This window comes from Rickettsia endosymbiont of Hedychridium roseum (assembly GCF_964028255.1).
In the GTDB taxonomy this organism is placed as follows: domain Bacteria; phylum Pseudomonadota; class Alphaproteobacteria; order Rickettsiales; family Rickettsiaceae; genus Rickettsia; species Rickettsia asembonensis.
In genome coordinates, this window is sequence record NZ_OZ034753.1 from 18,158 (window position 1) to 34,009 (window position 15,852).

The window sequence follows — 15,852 nt, forward strand, 5'->3', positions numbered from 1 at the left end:
TTTATCAGGAATAACATGAGTAACAGTAACCAAGAGAAGATAAAACAAGCAGTAGATTTGCTAATAGATAAAGATACTGATTTAACGAGTTTTTTTGCCAAAGACGGGATATTAAAGCAGTTAACTAAAAATATATTTGAAAGAGCCTTAAAAGCTGAGATGGATGAACATCTTGTCTATAACAAATATGGCAGGATAGAGACTAACAATAGTAGAAATGGTGTATGCAAAAAAAGCCTAATTACTGAAGGTAGAGTATTGGAACTTGAAGTACCACGTGATAGAAATGCTGAATTTTCTCCTGTACTAGTGCCAAAGCGTCAGACTAGGATTGATGGATTAGATCAGAAGATATTATCCTTATATGCTAAAGGGATGAGCCTCTCTGACATTAAGATTCAGATTCATGAGCTATATGGTGCAGAGAACAGTGAAAGCCTTATTAGTCGGGTTACCGATAATGTTATGGATGAGGTCAGGAGTTGGCAGAATAGGCCTCTGGAAGCCATATATGCTATAGTATATTTTGATGCACTTATAGTTAAAGTACGTCAAGATAAGAGAATTATCAATAAGGCAGTATATGTAGCTTTAGGTGTAGATTTAACCGGAAGGAAAGATATTTTAGGCTTGTGTATTAGCGAGAATGAGGGAGCTAAATTTTGGTTAAATAATTTTACTGAAATGAAAGACAGGGGATTAAAAGATATCTTAATTGCTTGTAGCGATAATCTAACGGGCATGAGTGAGGCGATATCTGCAGTATATCCACAAACTGAGCATCAGCTGTGCATTGTACATCAAATCAGAAATAGTTTGTCATATGTAAGCTATAAAGATCGTAAAGAACTTGCAGCAGATTTGAAGCTAGTATACAGCTCTATCACTGAGGATGAAGCACTTACTGCCTTATCTGATTTTGATATGAAATGGGGCAAACAGTACCCACATATTGCAAAATCATGGCAAAATAATTGGCAGAATTTGATAATTTTTTTACAATACCCAGAAGTGATTAGGCGTATCATTTATACAACCAATGCAATCGAAGGTTTAAATAGTCAATTACGCAAGGTTACTAATAACAAAAGGGGTTTTCCTAACGACGACTCTGTATTTAAGACTTTGTACTTGACAATTGACTATATTGCGCGAAAATGGAATATGCCTATCCAAAATTGGGGAGAGGCCATGGCTCACTTTTTGATAAAATTTGAGGGGCGAATTTAATGCCTATTTTAGAATTTACACACTTATATATCCAGAGCCATTAAATATATGAATCAATTACCTATAATAGCGAAACAGGTTGCTGAAATTGCCCATAATACCCAAGAATTATCAGATAAATTAAAAGATTTGGTAATAGATACTAGTTGGCAAACAAACCCAAGTACTATAGACCCGCTAGTATTTACTATAACCATTTTTGTATTAGCTTCTTTTGTCGGATATTATGTAGTGTGGAAAGTAACGCCTGCACTCCATACTCCGCTTATGTCTATTACTAACGCTATTTCAGGTATTATAGTTCTTAGTTCTATGATTGCCGCAAGTAGCTCTGCTTTTGGGTTTTCCGGTTTACTTGGGTATTTTGCAACGCTGCTTGCTTCTATAAATATTTTCGGTGGGTTTATAGTGACAAAAAGAATGCTTGAGATGTTTAAGAAAAAATAAATGAATCTGTTGGCTTGACTGTGTATAAATAATATAATAAGCTACTACTCTTCATCTATCCTACTATATAACTTATGCATAAACATATAGATCAAAAAATTCTCTTATAAACGGCTTTTTGAATTTAATTGCACATTATGGTCTAATATTGTGTTTTCTAATGATTACTTCTTGTACTACAAGATATGAAATTATTCCCCCAAGTACTGCAGAAGGTAGAAAATGTGCTAATGAATGTTTATTAGAAAAAGAAAGATGTATGCAAAGTTGTGATATGTATAATACGCAATGTAATTTACTTAATCAACTAAATGCTCAAAATAACTATTTAATCTCACAACAAGCTGCCAAAAGCAATAAAGATAACAAATATATGCAGCACTTTAGTAGCCATCAAAATAATCTTTGCAATAATTCTAGTTGTAGTTGGCGTTGCATTGAAAACTATCATATCTGTCACAAGAACTGCGGCGGAGAGGTTATAGTGATAAAATAAGGTATTTTAGCCAATTGCAAAGAGTAGAAGTATCTTCTTCAAACTTCTCTTTATAAGAGTTATACAAAAAGGTCTAATGCAGTATTAGCTTAGCTTTCTTTATGATAATAAGAAAAAGTTAAGCTAAAGTTCTAGTTCTTTATATTCAACGGTAACTACTTCGTATGATTTAGATCCTTTCGGTGTTGTAACTTCTACAAAATCACCTACCGATTTTCCAATCAAAGCTTTTGCTATAGGAGAAGCGATTGAAACTCTTTTTCTAGTTATATCGGTTTCATATTCTCCTACAATAATATATGTTACTTCTTCTTCAGTATCGTCGTCAATCAAAGTAACCGTAGCTCCGAATTTTATGTTATCTCCTGATAATTTACCAATATCAATAATTTCTGCTCTTGCCGTCATATCTTCAAGCTCTTTAATACGTCCTTCTATAAATGCTTGTTTCTCACGTGCCGCTTCATATTCCGCATTCTCGGATAAATCGCCGTGTTCTCGTGCTTCGGCTATATCTTCACTAATTTTTTTACGCTCTACATGTTTTAAATGTTTAAGCTCGTGTTCTAATTTTTCAAAACCTTTAGCGGTGATAGGAAATTTTGTATTCATAATTATATTGTATAGATTTAGTAATTTTAGTATACTATTTTCAATAATATAGATTTCAGCAAGTATATTTGTAATAGTTAAATTTGTCAAATAAGCCTTTTTAATTATTTGGCATTGCCTAAAAACAGTTAATTTTAAATTTAGATGTCATTCCCGCGAAGGCGGGAATCCAGTAAAGCATATAAAAAAACAAGTTTTTTTATATGCTTATTTTATCAAATATGTAACTTGCTATATAGTATTAAAGTTATTTATTCTGGATCCCCGCCTACGCGGGGAGACCTTGTTGCGTGGATCGGTAAAACCTACTGTGTCACCCCGTGGCTTGACCACGGGGTCCATAAAAACAATAAAAAATACTAATATATTAGTATTTTTAACTGGATCCCGTGGTCAAGCCACGGGATGACAGAGGTGAAATTGATCCACGCAACAATGCCACGTGGGGATGACATCGAACGCGTTTTTCGAGTTATGCAACAACATCAATGCTTTCTTGTAATGATGTAGGTATTATTTTTAATAAACAATAGCAACAAATTAGTAATCCTATGGAAATTAAAGATTTTGACTTTGAGAAAAAGCGTAAAATTTTCCACCTATCGGCTATAATATTTCCGTTGCTTTATTTATTTATTCCAAGAACCGCTATTACGTTATTATTATTTATAATAACGGCTATTACATTATATTTAGATGTATCACGTCATAATAATGCAAAAATTAGCGAATTTGTAACTAGATTTTTTTCAAAAGTTATAAGGCTCGAAGAAAATAACGGTTCTTTTGCTCTAAGCGGCATTAGTTTTATGATGCTCGGTTTTTTCTTAACTGCTCTTCTTTTCCCTAAAAATCTAGTGATTTGTTCGTGGTTGATTTTAATTATTTCAGATTGTTTAGCGGCTCTTGTCGGCGTTAAAATAGGAAATAGCTTAGGTAACGGTAAATCTATAGCAGGTTCTGTTACTTTCTTAGCTTCTGCAATTTTTATAAGTATATTAGTGTATTTCTATTTAGGGTACAATACGAGTTTTATTATTATCATTATAAGCTGCATAGGGGCTACAGCAGCTGAATTTTATTCAAAAGATTTAAGAATTAACGATAATTTATCTATACCGCTTTCTTATTGTTTATCTAAAGCTATTCTTTCCTACATATTGTAATATAATGAGAGTTACACCGGAATTTTATGAGTTCTTAAGAAACCGCATTAACATATATGATGTAGTGCGGCAAAAAGTAGCTTTAACTAGAAAATCCGGTAACTATGTAGGTTTATGTCCTTTCCATCAAGAAAAGACCCCATCTTTTACAGTTAGTGATAGTAAGAGATTTTTCTATTGTTTTGGTTGTAAAGCAGCCGGTGACGTTATAAAATTTACTTCTAATATTAGCGGTTTATCCTATAATGAGTCTGCTATAAAGCTTGCAACCGATTATGGTATAGAGATACCGAAATTAACTGCGAAACAGAAAGAATTTTATGAAGAATCCGATGAAATTCTAAATATTTTAGAACTCGCCAATAAATTTTTCAGGACACAATTAACGCCTGAAATATTAAATTATATACACGAAAGGGGTATTACCGAAGAAACAGTAAAAGAGTTTTCAATAGGCTTCGCTCCGAAGAATAATAAATTTGAAAAGTTTGTTCACGATAAAAATATAGATATTATAAAGCTTGGTAAAGCAGGGCTAATCGGCAAGCGAGAAAACGGTGAAATATATAATTTATTTTCTAACCGTATTACTATTCCAATTAGAAATATTTACAATAAAATTGTAGGCTTTGGCGGTAGGGTACTAGGGGAGGGGCTGCCTAAATACTTGAATTCACCTGAAACTACAGTATTTCAAAAAAGTGAAACTCTATACGGTGAGCATAAAGCGATAAGCAGTAGCTATAAAAAAAATCACTCGATTCTAGTAGAAGGTTATTTTGACGTTATAGCACTACATCAAGCAGGCTTTAGCGAAGCGGTGGCGAGCCTTGGTACTAGCGTTACTGAAAATCATTTACATAAATTATGGCGTGCCGGTGATGAAATTATATTATGTCTTGACGGAGATAATGCAGGTATAAAAGCTAGCATAAGAACTATTGACTTAGCATTACCGCTTATTAATAGTGAAAAGAAAATTTCTTTTATTAGGTTACCAAGCGGACTTGATCCCGACGATGCAGTAAATAAAAACGGTGCTGATTTTTTTGCAAAGCTTATAGATAAAAGAATAAGCCTATCAGAAATGATTTGGCATATTGAGTATAGTGGCAAGAGTTTTAAAACTGCAGAAGAAAAAGCTAATTTAGAGAAAAATTTAAAAGATTACTGCAGTAAAATATCGGATAGTAATTTAAAAGCAAGTTATTACAGGTTTTTTAAAGATCAAATATGGCAAAATTTAGTCACAAAGCAGAAGAAAGCTACAACTAAAAACTCAAATTCGGCTCCTATAATTTCAAGTCACGGCTATTCAGAGCTTGAAATGCTAGAACACGCTTTTTGTGCTTTATTGGTTAAATTTCCTATAATACTTGAAGAAAAAGATATTAGAGATTTCATCTTAAATTTAAATTTTAATAATAAGTCGCTTGAAGAATTCCGTAATTGGTATTTAAACGAGATTATAGATAATAACGTAGAAGCAAGTGAAATTACTGCAATTGTGGAAAAAACTAGCTTTTTTGATATTTTTTTATTATTATCAAAAACGGATAATTTGTTTTTAGATATCTCATTTAATAAAAATAATATCAGACTGGATTTATTATGGCAGTGGCTACATAAGAAATATTATCTAATAAATTTACAACAAGAATACGCTATTACCATAAACAGTACAGACAATCACGACTTTGAAAAAGTTTTATTATATAAAAAAGAAATTCTGAAGATTGCAAATGAACTTCAAGTTTTAAACGAATCTTTTATTAATCACACGATAACTTAATTATTTCAAACTTCTTTTAAAAGAAAAAAGCATATAGGTATTTAATGAGCAATAGCAATATAGACAATGATCTAGATAAAATAGATAGTTTACTTAAAAAAGCTAAATCTAAAAAGATACCGGTCACTTATGATGATATAAACAAAGCTCTTCCTCTTAATAAAAATCCTTCAATAAGACAATTAGAGGAAGCTATATTAAAATTTTCCGATGCAGGAGTAGATATTTTAGAATCTAACGAAGATGATGAAATTAAGCTTGATATCGGAATGGATGAAGAATTTAAGCTATCTACCAATGTTGATAATGAACCTGAGGATGAGGTAGAAGAAGAAAATATAGGTACTACCGATGATCCCGTAAGATTATATCTTAAGGATATGGGGGGAGTCGATCTTTTAACTCGTGAAAACGAAGTAGAAATAGCAAAAAGGATTGAGGAAGGACGTAAAACAATGATTGCTTCCTTATGCAAAAGCCCTATTGCTATGCGTTGTTTTATAGTATGGTATGAAGATTTAGTTAATGAAAAAATGTTACTACGTGATCTGATAGATTTAGAAGCTAACATGTTACATGACGAAACACCCGAAAATGATGAAGAACATAGTAGTGAGACCGAAGGAGAAGAGCATGAGGATAATCACTTATCTATGTCTAGAGTAGAAACGCAGATATTACCTAATATCATAGAGCGTATGAAAAAGATTTCTTTTATCTGCGAAGAGCTACTCATTGAAGCTAAAAAATGTTATGAGAAATCTTTTGAGCCGAAGGTTTTACAAAATAGCAAAAAATATAATAATAATTTGGAATTATTGATAAATGAAGTTTCGGAAATACATTTTAATTCTAAAAGAACAGAAGAAATTTTAGGTAAGATGTATGGAATAAATCGTGATTTAATTAATAAAGAAACAGCCTTTTTAAAACTTGCTGAAAAATACGGAGTAACTCGTCAAAATTTCCTAGATGAATATATAGGATCGGTTATCAATGCAGCATGGAAAGAAAAAATGCTGAAAAATAAAAAAGTCGCTTGGAAAGAGTTAATTACTAAAGAATCGGATTATATAGATCAAATGATTGCCGAATTATCGCTTATAGAATCTAATACCGGGCTTTTAGTTAATGATTTTAAAAAACTAGTGAATACTATACAAAAAAGTGAGAGACAAACGCTACAAGCAAAAAAAGATATGATAGAAGCGAATTTACGTTTAGTTATATCTATCGCTAAAAAATACGCTAATAGGGGATTGCAGTTTTTGGATTTAATTCAAGAAGGTAATATAGGACTTATGAAAGCGGTGGATAAATTTGAATATCGCCGTGGCTATAAATTCTCTACCTATGCTACTTGGTGGATTAGACAAGCTATAACAAGAGCTATTGCAGATCAAGCAAGGACTATACGTATTCCTGTGCATATGATTGAAACAATTAATAAGATACTGCGTACTTCAAGGCAAATGCTTAATGAACTCGGCTATGAACCGACGGCAACGGAAATCGCTAACCGTCTTTCAATGCCGCTTGATAAAGTGCGTAAAGTCATGAAAATAGCTAAAGAACCTATAAGCCTTGAAAATCCCGTAGGTGATGATAGTGACGGCGGCCAATTAGGCGATTTTATCGAAGATAAGAATGCAGTAGCACCGATTGATGCGGCAATTCAGTCAAATTTACGAGAAGTTACCACTAGAGTACTTGCAACTCTTACGCCTCGTGAAGAAAGAGTGCTTAGAATGCGTTTCGGTATAGGTATGAATACTGACCATACATTAGAAGAAGTAGGGCAGCAATTTAAAGTAACTAGGGAACGTATAAGACAAATCGAATCCAAAGCTTTAAGAAAGTTACAACATCCTATTAGATCCAAAAAGCTTAATAGCTTTAGAAGCGGTGGAAAGCGTGGTGACGGTAATCCATCAGATTTACTAGAAGCATGATAATATTTGTGCTGTCATCCCGCGACTTGTTGCATGGATACCAAATCGTCATTGCGAGGAGGCATTGTTGCGTGGATACCGATGTCATTCCCGCGGAAGCGGGAATCCAGCATAAAGCGAGATAAATCGAGCTTTTAATTTCAAGAATTTGCTGTATTTATACTTTTTTTCTGGATTCCCGCCTACGCGGGAATGACACCGAACGGATTTTTCGGTCCACGCGGGCAATGCCTCATCGCAATGACGGCTTAGGTATCCTTTCCGCAGGAATGACAATAACAATCCCCTTATGTATCGATATAAGATTACCATTGAATATTTAGGCATGGATCTTGCAGGTTGGCAAAGGCAAGCAGGAGTAATGTCGGTACAACAAATACTAGAAGAAGCGATTTATAAATTTTCCGGTGAACAAATAGTATTGTTTGGATCAGGAAGAACAGATGCCGGTGTTCATGCTATAGGTCAAGTAGCACATTTTGATCTTTCAAAACATTTAGAACCTCATAAAATTATTACAGCTATAAACTATTTTGTAAGACCTTATGCAGTAGCGGTATGGCATTGCGAAATAGTCCCAAATAATTTTCATGCAAGATTTTCAGCCACCTCTCGTCATTATATATATAGAATTATTAATAGACCTTATCCATCGGTAATTGATTTAAATAGAGCATGGTGGATTAGTTCACCTTTAGATATTCTAGCTATGCAAAAAGCTGCCGCTTATCTATTAGGCAAACATGATTTTACTTCCTTTAGGGCTAGCTCATGTCAATCAAAATCACCGATTAAAACTTTAACTGAACTTAATATTGTTAGAGAAGACGAAGAAATAAAATTATATCTTTCAGCCCCATCATTTTTGCATCATATGGTGCGTAATATTGTCGGTAGTTTAGTGCTTGTCGGTAAGAATATTTGGCAAACAGAACAAATTAAAGATATTCTAGAAGCCAAAGATAGAAAAGCCGCCGGTCCTACTGCTCCCGCATCCGGACTTTATTTTGTAAAAGCAGAGTATTAATAACTGTGAAAAATATCGCAGAATTATATTGATAAACAATACCGTGTCTAATAATAGCAGATCATACTATTTATCTTTTTATTAAAATTTCATTTAAAAATTAATTATTCTTTACAGAAAATAGAATTTATTTTATAATGCACGCCAAATTTATAGGTTATTTATTATGAAAAATTCTAAACCTTCCATTATAGAACATTCTTCTCATATTAACTCTAGCAATAATATAGTAATTACTATGTTATCGAAAGACGAAATAAATAAGTTTAGAACAATTAATCCTAATCTTAAAGCAAATACGATAGTTAAAAATCTTCCATATTTACAAAATGTAAATGCTGCAATAGAAACAATACTTATACCTTTTTAAATATTTAGATGAAGAAGCTGAGAGAATTGTAGAAAAGAAAATCGGCGTAATTGAAATGTTTTTTAATAATTATAAATATGACGAATTTAAAGGGCATGAATTATTAAAAAAGTATAACATACAGCAAAAAGGGAATGTACTATTTTATAACCTCAGTTCAAATGTTAAGAACAGTTATACCTTACAAAATAAATTTACTGTAAAATCTCTTGATCCTATAGAAAATATTTTCCTTAAAGTTCAAGCAATGAGTGAGGCGTTTTATTGTAGTATATTAAACAATCATACCGAAGCAGCAGAAACAATATTAAGCGATATATTCACTAGAGCAAATATATCTTTAACATTAATGCTTAATACAAAGAACTATGCAAAACATAAAGAATGTACGGAAACTTTGTTTTATTTGTTGAAGTTTATGAAAACAGATTTTCAGGTTAAATTTACTAAAGAGTTAGTATCTCACATAAAGTATTATTTTGATATAGTAAATCAGCTTTCTGAGATATTAATAAATAACAATTATTATGATGAAGCATGTAAACTTTTGGAAGAAACGATTAATAATAATTCTACAGATAATAATTTTAATAAAGAAGATAAAGGTTTTTGCCTTTACCGTTTAGCCCATATTTATTAGGTAAACGGTAATGATAAACTAGCAGAGAAATACTATAAATACGCCTTATCTTTTTTGCCGAACAATGAAAATATAATGTTTAGTTTATGGGCTAATTATAAAATGACCGATAGACATGAAGAAGCAGCTAATATAATTCTACAAATGCCTTTAGGCAATGTTAAATATTTATTGGAAATGCTAAATAATTTATATGAGATTAATAAAGAAAAATTAAATCTTATTGATATTAATACGTTGCTTCAGCAATATTTGCCTATGTTAAATTGTTGTAAATATATTGCTAAATATAATAGTTTTTCTGATAAAGAAAGAAGTGTTTATAAAGAAGAATTAAAGCAGGAATTAAAAGAAATTTTTAAATTCTCAAGTGATAAACTTTTGATACTTTCAACTGCACTTTATACTAAACAAGTTGAAGTAGCTCATGATGTTTTAAAAACTATACCTAAAAAAGATATGCAAATATATAAAAATTTTGCAATCTTACAAAGCTATCTTGATCCTGATTCTATATTGTACGATGAATCTGAATTCAAAGAAGAAGTGATAGTAGAAATTCTTAATACTGCAAGTACTTCTTTAATGGCAGAAGAAAAAACTACAGCTGCTCTTAAGAATATTGAGAAATCTTTAAAATATGATCCTCAAAATGAAGAAGCTTTAGAAATTGGTGTAGCAGCTGCTTTATTAGGTAAAGATAAGGAAAAAGCTCAAGGATATTTAAATCAATTAAGCGAAGAAAAACAACAAGAAATTGCTGTTAATTATAATGCTGAAAATATAGAGCAGCTTATTGGAAAATATAATCCAAAAGAAATACACGCTCATTACCAACGGGTAAAACAACAAAAACTTTTTGAAATTAGTCAAAAAATCACTAATAACCAAATTATTAGCAGCTGGAATGTTAATAAACAGATTATTAAAAAAGATGATGTTTATTCTGTAGGTAAATATAAGGGGCTTAATTGTTTTGCAAAAATTGCAAAAGAAGTTGAAAAGAAACTAGATAATAACCTTATTTATGCTTTTACTCGAGCTATAGAAAAAGGTATTACATATTGTAAAACAAGTATCAACGGAGTTAAATTTTTACAAAATAAAGCAGTAGAAGTTAAAATTGACGGCGAAATGCGGTTATTTACCAACATTTTTTATAAAAATTCTCAAGAAGAACTATTACTAAATTTTGATCATTACGGCAATCATAATGAAGCAGGAAATTTTGCTAATAGCCATAAATTAGTAGAAGCACTCGGTGATTTAACGGTATTATAATATACAGTTGCGTGGATACCTATGTCATTCCTGCGAGGCATTGTTGCGTGTATACCACTCCGTCATTGCAAGCAGTCGTAGACTGCGTGGATCAATTTCACCTCTGTCATCCCGTGGCTTGACCACGGGATCCATAACAAAACAAAAAAAGACTGAATCCTGCGATCAAATCCATAGTACCGGACAATTTTTAAAAAGTCCTAGATGTCATTCCCGCGTAGGCGGGAATCCAGCATAAAGCGAGATAAATCGAGCTTTTAATTTCAAAAATTTGCTGTATTTATACTTTTTTCTGGATTCCCGCCTACGCGGGAATGACATAAAACGAGTCATGCAACAACGCCTACAACTGCTCGCAACCACGTCCTAAATTAGTACACTACGACACTGTTAATAAACTGTATAATTTTTCCTGGATGTTAGTTAACTTACCTATATCATTTCCTCCGGCTTGAGCAAGGCTTGCTTGTCCACCTCCGCCGTTGCCTCCCAAGAATAAAGAGAGTTCTTTTGCAATTATACCTGCATTGTATTTGTCTGTTATAGCTTTACTCACCGCAACCGTAATAGATAATTTATCGTTATTACCCGCAATATATACTACTATTAAATCTTCTACTTTTTTCGTTAAATTTTCTGCAGCCTGACGCAATACTTTATTGTCTAAATTCTCTATATATCGATAAATTAACTTAACTCCTTTTATATCCTCAGCTTGCTTTTCAATCTGCTCTATACTTAAATCTAAACGAGCTAAATGAGTTTTTTCTAACTCTTTCTCAAGTTCCTTATTACGCTCTAGGGTATTATTAACCTTAGTAACAAGTTCGGTTTTGTTAGTCTTTAAACTGCTTTCTATCGATTTAAGTAAACTATCCTTTTCTCTCATTAATTTAATTACGAATTCACCGCAAACTGCTTCAATTCTGCGAACCCCTGCCGCTATAGCACTTTCGCTTGTGATTTTAAAGCAACCGATGTCACCGGTACGTCTGACATGCGTACCACCGCATAATTCTAAAGAAGTCTCACCCATCTTAACTACTCTTACCTCAGAGTCGTATTTCTCGCCAAACAGTGCCATAGCTCCTTGTTTGACTGCATCTTCAGTTGTCATTAATGTAGTATCTACTTCATGATTATCTCTAATAATCTCATTTACCTTATCTTCGATTAAAGTGATTTCTTCATTAGTCACAGCTTTAGAATGGCTAATATCAAAACGTAAATAAGTCGGAGCGACTAAAGAACCTTTTTGTGTAACATGTTTACCAAGCACCTCATGTAGTACTGTATGTAATATATGCGTGGCCGAGTGGTGAATCCTTAAATTTTGTCTATATTTGATGTCTATACTAAAATTAGCATTTTCACCTACGTTAATCTGCCCCTTTTTCAAAATACATTTGTGGACTATAATAGAGCCTAAATATTTTAACGTATCTATTACTTCTATTTCAGAATCTTTTGAAAATATCGTCCCAATGTCACCCATCTGACCGCCGGACTCACCGTAAAAAGGTGTTTGGTTGCTGATTAGCAGAAATTGCTTATCTATTTCTTTTATATTATCAATTAAACTATTATCTTTAATTAATGCAATTATTTTACATTCTGCTTCATTAAGCGTATATCCTAAAAATTCCGTGCTACCATGCTGTTCTTTAATATCAAACCATAGTTGATCTGTTTTTGATTCACCGGAGCCAAGCCAAGATTTTCTAGCACGTTCTTTTTGGGCAAGCATTTGCTCTTCAAATCCCTTATGATCGACGGAAATATCACGGCTTTTTAAAATATCTTCAGTTAAATCAAGCGGAAATCCGTAAGTATCATATAGTTTAAACGCTACTTCTCCTGATAATTCATTACCTTTTATTAGCGTTTCTGTTTCTTCGGTAAGAAGCTTTAAACCACGTTCTAAAGTAGTTTTAAACCTAATTTCCTCTTGTTCTAAGATGCTGCTGATAAAGCTTTCTGCTCTCTTAAGTTCAGGATAAACATTCCCCATTAAATCAACAAGCTTTGGCAGTAATTTATACATAAGCGGCTCTTTGCTGCCTAACATATGAGCATGCCGCATGGCTCGCCTCATAATACGGCGAAGTACGTAACCACGCCCTTCATTTGAAGGGATAACACCGTCAGCTATTAAAAAGCTACTTGCTCGTAAGTGGTCGGCAATAACTCGGTAAGAAAATTTAGCTTCTCCCTCTACTTTCACTTTTACTATATTTTCGGTAAAATTAATTATTTCCTGAAATAAATCTATGTCATAATTATTGTTAACATGCTGTAATACTGCCGTCATACGCTCAAGACCCATACCGGTATCGATAGATTTTTGCGGTAACTCTATTCTAGTATCTTTATCGATTTGTTCATATTGCATAAATACCATATTCCAAATCTCGATAAATCTGTCACCGTCTTCGTCCTTAGTGCCAGGTAGCCCACCGTATATTTGTTCTCCGTGGTCATAAAAAATTTCAGAGCAAGGACCGCAAGGACCCGTATCGCCCATAGACCAAAAATTATCATTTGTTTTAATCCTTATTATGCGATCATCCCTAAATCCTGCTATTTTTTTCCAGTAAGAAGCTGCTTCGTCGTCGGTATGATAGACTGTTACATATAGCTTATCTTTTTGGAGTTCAAATTCTTTAGTCAATAAATTCCAAGCGTAATATATGGCTTGTTCTTTAAAATAGTCACCGAATGAAAAATTACCTAGCATTTCAAAAAAGGTATGATGTCTTGCCGTGTAACCGACATTCTCAAGGTCGTTATGCTTGCCGCCGGCTCTAAGAGATTTCTGACTAGTTACCGCTTTGTTATAAGGTCTTTTTTCTTGTCCGGTAAAAACATTTTTAAATTGTACCATTCCGGAATTAACAAACATTAAGCTAGGGTCATTGTGTGGAATTAACGAGCTAGCCGGTACATGTGTATGATTATTTGCTTTAAAGTAAGTTATAAATTTACTTCTAACTTCTTCGGTGGTAAATTTAGTCATGGTAAGATATATTATTTAATGTTATGTCATTCCTGTGTGGATCGGTAAAATCCACCGTGTCACCCCGTGGCTTGACCACGGGGTCCATAAAAATATTAATATTATTAGTATTTTTTAAGCTGGATCCCGCTACAAGCTCGCGGGATGACAACGGAAAATCAGTCCACGCAGCCTACGGCTGCTCGCAATGACGGCTTGGGTATCCACGCAGAAATGACGTCCAGTATAGTAAAATACACTGAATTATGATTAAAATAAATTTATTTATGAAAAATATTTTTGATTCGATCAAATTACATTTTGTTAATTTTGTTACAAAATTAAAAATATTTTCTTTCAAAAGAAAAAAGATCGTGGTGTTACTAGGTAATAAAGGTGTATTTCTTAGTATTTTTCTCGATAATAAATTATTAGATAAATTATTTATCCCTACTCAGGAACAGATAGACTTAAACCCTTATAAAAACTTTTTTAGTAAATTTCCAAAAAGCGATATTTATTTTTTACTTGACGGTAGTGAATGTAAGACACGGCACGATCAAATACCTATATTACAGTCAATAGTTAAACTTGATCCTATTGAACAATTTATCGAAGGTTATTTTAATAAAGAAGACATTATAGCACATTGTGTTTACGAAATTACTACTACACCAAGTGAAATTTGGTCGACTTTAATTATGTCGTGTCCATTTGAAACACCTTTAAGTGATATCATTTCATGCATTATAGATAAAAGATCGCTTGATTTAAAAGGAATTTACTTTTTAACGCTAGAGCTAAAAGTTATTATAAATAAAATAGTACAGAATATAGAAAATGATAAATATAATGATTATTTCCAAATTTGTGTATATGCCTCACAAGCTAGCGGTATAAAATTTATTATCAAACATAAAAATAATATAATAACAATTAGAAATCTTGAGTATCCATTCGGTAAAACAACCGGATATGTTCAAGGTATTATAGAACAAGAAATTAATGATTGTTTGATATTATTTAAAAACTATATAAGTAATCTTGATCAAAGAGCCTGTATAATTCTTATAGTAGATGAAGAGTTAAAATCTTTATTAGAATCAACAAATTTTGAAGATCGCCCTGTAATCTTTATACCGGTTGATAATATACTAAATAAGCAAACTCTAGAAAAAGAAAGATTTATAGATACGAATATTAGTAGGCTGTTTCTAGAATATAAGAGTTTTCCCGCTTATAATAATAATTTAAAATCAATAAAAAAACTAGTTACTATAAAGGATCTGACATTTAAATTATATAGTGCATTACTTATAATATTAATATTAGTGGTCGGTATTATTAAATATAATACAAAACAGAATTACAAAGACATAAACTCTATTAATGAAAAATATTATGCAACAAATCAAGAATATGATAGTATCAAATATAAATATCCTTATATTAAAAATACTACTAGCCTAGCTGATTTATATGTAATAGAAAAATTACTAGAAGCACCGGTACCGCTACCGTTTGATTTACTTAACAGACTTATAATTACTTTAAATCCGGCTTTTAAATTAGAAGAAATTAAATGGGAATTAACAAATATAGATAATATTTTGTTAGTTTCTAAGAGACAGTTAATAATCAAATTAATACTTAAATATCATACTAATAATCTATCGGTAGATGAATCTCTAAAGATGTTAGATGATCATATGCAAAACGTAAAAAATAAATTATCTAATTTGCAGATAGATTATGTTATATATAAGGATAAAATACTTGATATATTCGGTAAGGTAGTAATTCCTTTATCGGTTAATATAGTTGACGATAAAACGTAGTATTCT

Annotated in this window: 17 protein-coding genes and 1 pseudogene; 15 read left to right on the forward strand and 3 right to left on the reverse strand. The window is 32.1% G+C overall.

Going from position 1 to position 15,852, the window contains the following annotated elements; all coding sequences use genetic code 11:
• The first annotated feature begins 15 nt into the window (after positions 1 to 15).
• From AC5587_RS00135 to AC5587_RS00145, 3 genes are all read left to right on the forward strand, one after another.
• Complete coding sequence (locus AC5587_RS00135; RefSeq protein ID WP_499162453.1) at positions 16 to 1,230, forward strand: IS256 family transposase; 1,215 nt, start codon at positions 16 to 18, stop codon at positions 1,228 to 1,230.
• 48 nt (positions 1,231 to 1,278) lie between these two features.
• Positions 1,279 to 1,677 (forward strand): NAD(P) transhydrogenase subunit alpha part 2, encoded by a 399-nt coding sequence (locus tag AC5587_RS00140; RefSeq protein WP_499162454.1) that lies wholly within the window; start codon positions 1,279 to 1,281, stop codon positions 1,675 to 1,677.
• A gap of 160 nt (positions 1,678 to 1,837) precedes the next feature.
• A complete protein-coding gene (locus tag AC5587_RS00145; RefSeq protein WP_499162455.1) occupies positions 1,838 to 2,173 on the forward strand; it encodes an Aq_678 family protein in 336 nt (111 codons plus the stop codon).
• 123 nt (positions 2,174 to 2,296) lie between these two features.
• Here the strand turns inward: AC5587_RS00145 and greA are convergent, their stop codons facing one another.
• Entirely contained in the window at positions 2,297 to 2,785 is a 489-nt protein-coding gene (greA, locus tag AC5587_RS00150; protein ID WP_499162958.1) for a transcription elongation factor GreA, read from the reverse strand.
• A gap of 144 nt (positions 2,786 to 2,929) precedes the next feature.
• Here greA and AC5587_RS00155 point away from each other — a divergent pair, with 144 nt between their 5' ends.
• The 5 genes and pseudogenes from AC5587_RS00155 (at position 2,930) to rpoD (ending at position 7,695) form a co-directional block, all read left to right on the forward strand.
• Positions 2,930 to 3,148 (forward strand): hypothetical protein, encoded by a 219-nt coding sequence (locus tag AC5587_RS00155; protein WP_410526991.1) that lies wholly within the window; start codon positions 2,930 to 2,932, stop codon positions 3,146 to 3,148.
• A pseudogene (locus AC5587_RS00160) lies at positions 3,063 to 3,235 on the forward strand (tRNA lysidine(34) synthetase TilS); the annotation flags it as partial. The gene AC5587_RS00155 and the pseudogene AC5587_RS00160, both read left to right, overlap by 86 nt.
• 101 nt (positions 3,236 to 3,336) lie before the next feature.
• Positions 3,337 to 3,951, forward strand: a complete 615-nt coding sequence (locus tag AC5587_RS00165; protein ID WP_499162456.1) for a diacylglycerol/polyprenol kinase family protein — start codon at positions 3,337 to 3,339, stop codon at positions 3,949 to 3,951.
• 4 nt (positions 3,952 to 3,955) lie between these two features.
• Complete coding sequence (gene dnaG / locus AC5587_RS00170; protein ID WP_499162457.1) at positions 3,956 to 5,743, forward strand: DNA primase; 1,788 nt, start codon at positions 3,956 to 3,958, stop codon at positions 5,741 to 5,743.
• Between the two features lie 44 nt (positions 5,744 to 5,787).
• Positions 5,788 to 7,695 carry an RNA polymerase sigma factor RpoD gene (gene rpoD, locus AC5587_RS00175; protein ID WP_499162458.1) on the forward strand — a complete coding sequence of 636 codons (1,908 nt, stop codon included), beginning with the start codon at positions 5,788 to 5,790 and terminating at the stop codon, positions 7,693 to 7,695.
• Positions 7,696 to 7,779: 84 nt separating this feature from the next.
• Here rpoD and AC5587_RS00180 read toward each other — a convergent pair whose 3' ends face one another.
• Positions 7,780 to 7,971 carry a hypothetical protein gene (locus tag AC5587_RS00180; RefSeq protein ID WP_499162459.1) on the reverse strand — a complete coding sequence of 64 codons (192 nt, stop codon included), beginning with the start codon at positions 7,969 to 7,971 and terminating at the stop codon, positions 7,780 to 7,782.
• A 13-nt stretch (positions 7,972 to 7,984) separates the two neighbouring features.
• Here AC5587_RS00180 and truA point away from each other — a divergent pair, with 13 nt between their 5' ends.
• The 5 genes from truA (at position 7,985) to AC5587_RS00205 (ending at position 11,251) form a co-directional block, all read left to right on the forward strand.
• The gene (gene truA, locus AC5587_RS00185) at positions 7,985 to 8,722 is read left to right on the forward strand and encodes a tRNA pseudouridine(38-40) synthase TruA (RefSeq protein WP_499162460.1); all 738 of its coding nucleotides are present in this window, start codon (positions 7,985 to 7,987) and stop codon (positions 8,720 to 8,722) included.
• 166 nt (positions 8,723 to 8,888) lie between these two features.
• Positions 8,889 to 9,092, forward strand: a complete 204-nt coding sequence (locus tag AC5587_RS00190) for a hypothetical protein (protein ID WP_499162461.1) — start codon at positions 8,889 to 8,891, stop codon at positions 9,090 to 9,092.
• 55 nt (positions 9,093 to 9,147) lie between these two features.
• Positions 9,148 to 9,732, forward strand: a complete 585-nt coding sequence (locus AC5587_RS00195; protein ID WP_499162462.1) for a hypothetical protein — start codon at positions 9,148 to 9,150, stop codon at positions 9,730 to 9,732.
• Between the two features lie 54 nt (positions 9,733 to 9,786).
• The gene (locus AC5587_RS00200; RefSeq protein WP_499162463.1) at positions 9,787 to 11,013 is read left to right on the forward strand and encodes a hypothetical protein; all 1,227 of its coding nucleotides are present in this window, start codon (positions 9,787 to 9,789) and stop codon (positions 11,011 to 11,013) included.
• 40 nt (positions 11,014 to 11,053) lie between these two features.
• Positions 11,054 to 11,251 carry a hypothetical protein gene (locus AC5587_RS00205; RefSeq protein WP_499162464.1) on the forward strand — a complete coding sequence of 66 codons (198 nt, stop codon included), beginning with the start codon at positions 11,054 to 11,056 and terminating at the stop codon, positions 11,249 to 11,251.
• A gap of 141 nt (positions 11,252 to 11,392) precedes the next feature.
• On the opposite strand, the gene alaS is transcribed toward AC5587_RS00205, so the two are convergent.
• Positions 11,393 to 14,029 (reverse strand): alanine--tRNA ligase, encoded by a 2,637-nt coding sequence (alaS, locus tag AC5587_RS00210; protein ID WP_499162465.1) that lies wholly within the window; start codon positions 14,027 to 14,029, stop codon positions 11,393 to 11,395.
• 23 nt (positions 14,030 to 14,052) lie between these two features.
• On the opposite strand from alaS, the gene AC5587_RS00215 reads away from it, so the two are divergent.
• The gene (locus AC5587_RS00215; protein WP_410526867.1) at positions 14,053 to 14,220 is read left to right on the forward strand and encodes a hypothetical protein; all 168 of its coding nucleotides are present in this window, start codon (positions 14,053 to 14,055) and stop codon (positions 14,218 to 14,220) included.
• A 54-nt stretch (positions 14,221 to 14,274) separates the two neighbouring features.
• Entirely contained in the window at positions 14,275 to 15,846 is a 1,572-nt protein-coding gene (locus AC5587_RS00220; RefSeq protein ID WP_499162466.1) for a hypothetical protein, read from the forward strand.
• Positions 15,847 to 15,852 lie beyond the last annotated feature (6 nt).

Bases quoted from the DNA above. Each gene is read 5' to 3' on its own strand.
- AC5587_RS00135 (WP_499162453.1), top strand. From the start codon at position 16: ATGAGTAACAGTAACCAAGAGAAGATAAAACAAGCAGTAGATTTGCTA.
- AC5587_RS00140 (WP_499162454.1), top strand. From the start codon at position 1,279: ATGAATCAATTACCTATAATAGCGAAACAGGTTGCTGAAATTGCCCAT.
- AC5587_RS00145 (WP_499162455.1), top strand. From the start codon at position 1,838: ATGATTACTTCTTGTACTACAAGATATGAAATTATTCCCCCAAGTACT.
- greA (WP_499162958.1), bottom strand. From the start codon at position 2,785: ATGAATACAAAATTTCCTATCACCGCTAAAGGTTTTGAAAAATTAGAA.
- AC5587_RS00155 (WP_410526991.1), top strand. From the start codon at position 2,930: ATGTCATTCCCGCGAAGGCGGGAATCCAGTAAAGCATATAAAAAAACA.
- AC5587_RS00165 (WP_499162456.1), top strand. From the start codon at position 3,337: ATGGAAATTAAAGATTTTGACTTTGAGAAAAAGCGTAAAATTTTCCAC.
- dnaG (WP_499162457.1), top strand. From the start codon at position 3,956: ATGAGAGTTACACCGGAATTTTATGAGTTCTTAAGAAACCGCATTAAC.
- rpoD (WP_499162458.1), top strand. From the start codon at position 5,788: ATGAGCAATAGCAATATAGACAATGATCTAGATAAAATAGATAGTTTA.
- truA (WP_499162460.1), top strand. From the start codon at position 7,985: ATGTATCGATATAAGATTACCATTGAATATTTAGGCATGGATCTTGCA.
- AC5587_RS00190 (WP_499162461.1), top strand. From the start codon at position 8,889: ATGAAAAATTCTAAACCTTCCATTATAGAACATTCTTCTCATATTAAC.
- AC5587_RS00195 (WP_499162462.1), top strand. From the start codon at position 9,148: ATGTTTTTTAATAATTATAAATATGACGAATTTAAAGGGCATGAATTA.
- alaS (WP_499162465.1), bottom strand. From the start codon at position 14,029: ATGACTAAATTTACCACCGAAGAAGTTAGAAGTAAATTTATAACTTAC.
- AC5587_RS00215 (WP_410526867.1), top strand. From the start codon at position 14,053: ATGTCATTCCTGTGTGGATCGGTAAAATCCACCGTGTCACCCCGTGGC.
- AC5587_RS00220 (WP_499162466.1), top strand. From the start codon at position 14,275: ATGATTAAAATAAATTTATTTATGAAAAATATTTTTGATTCGATCAAA.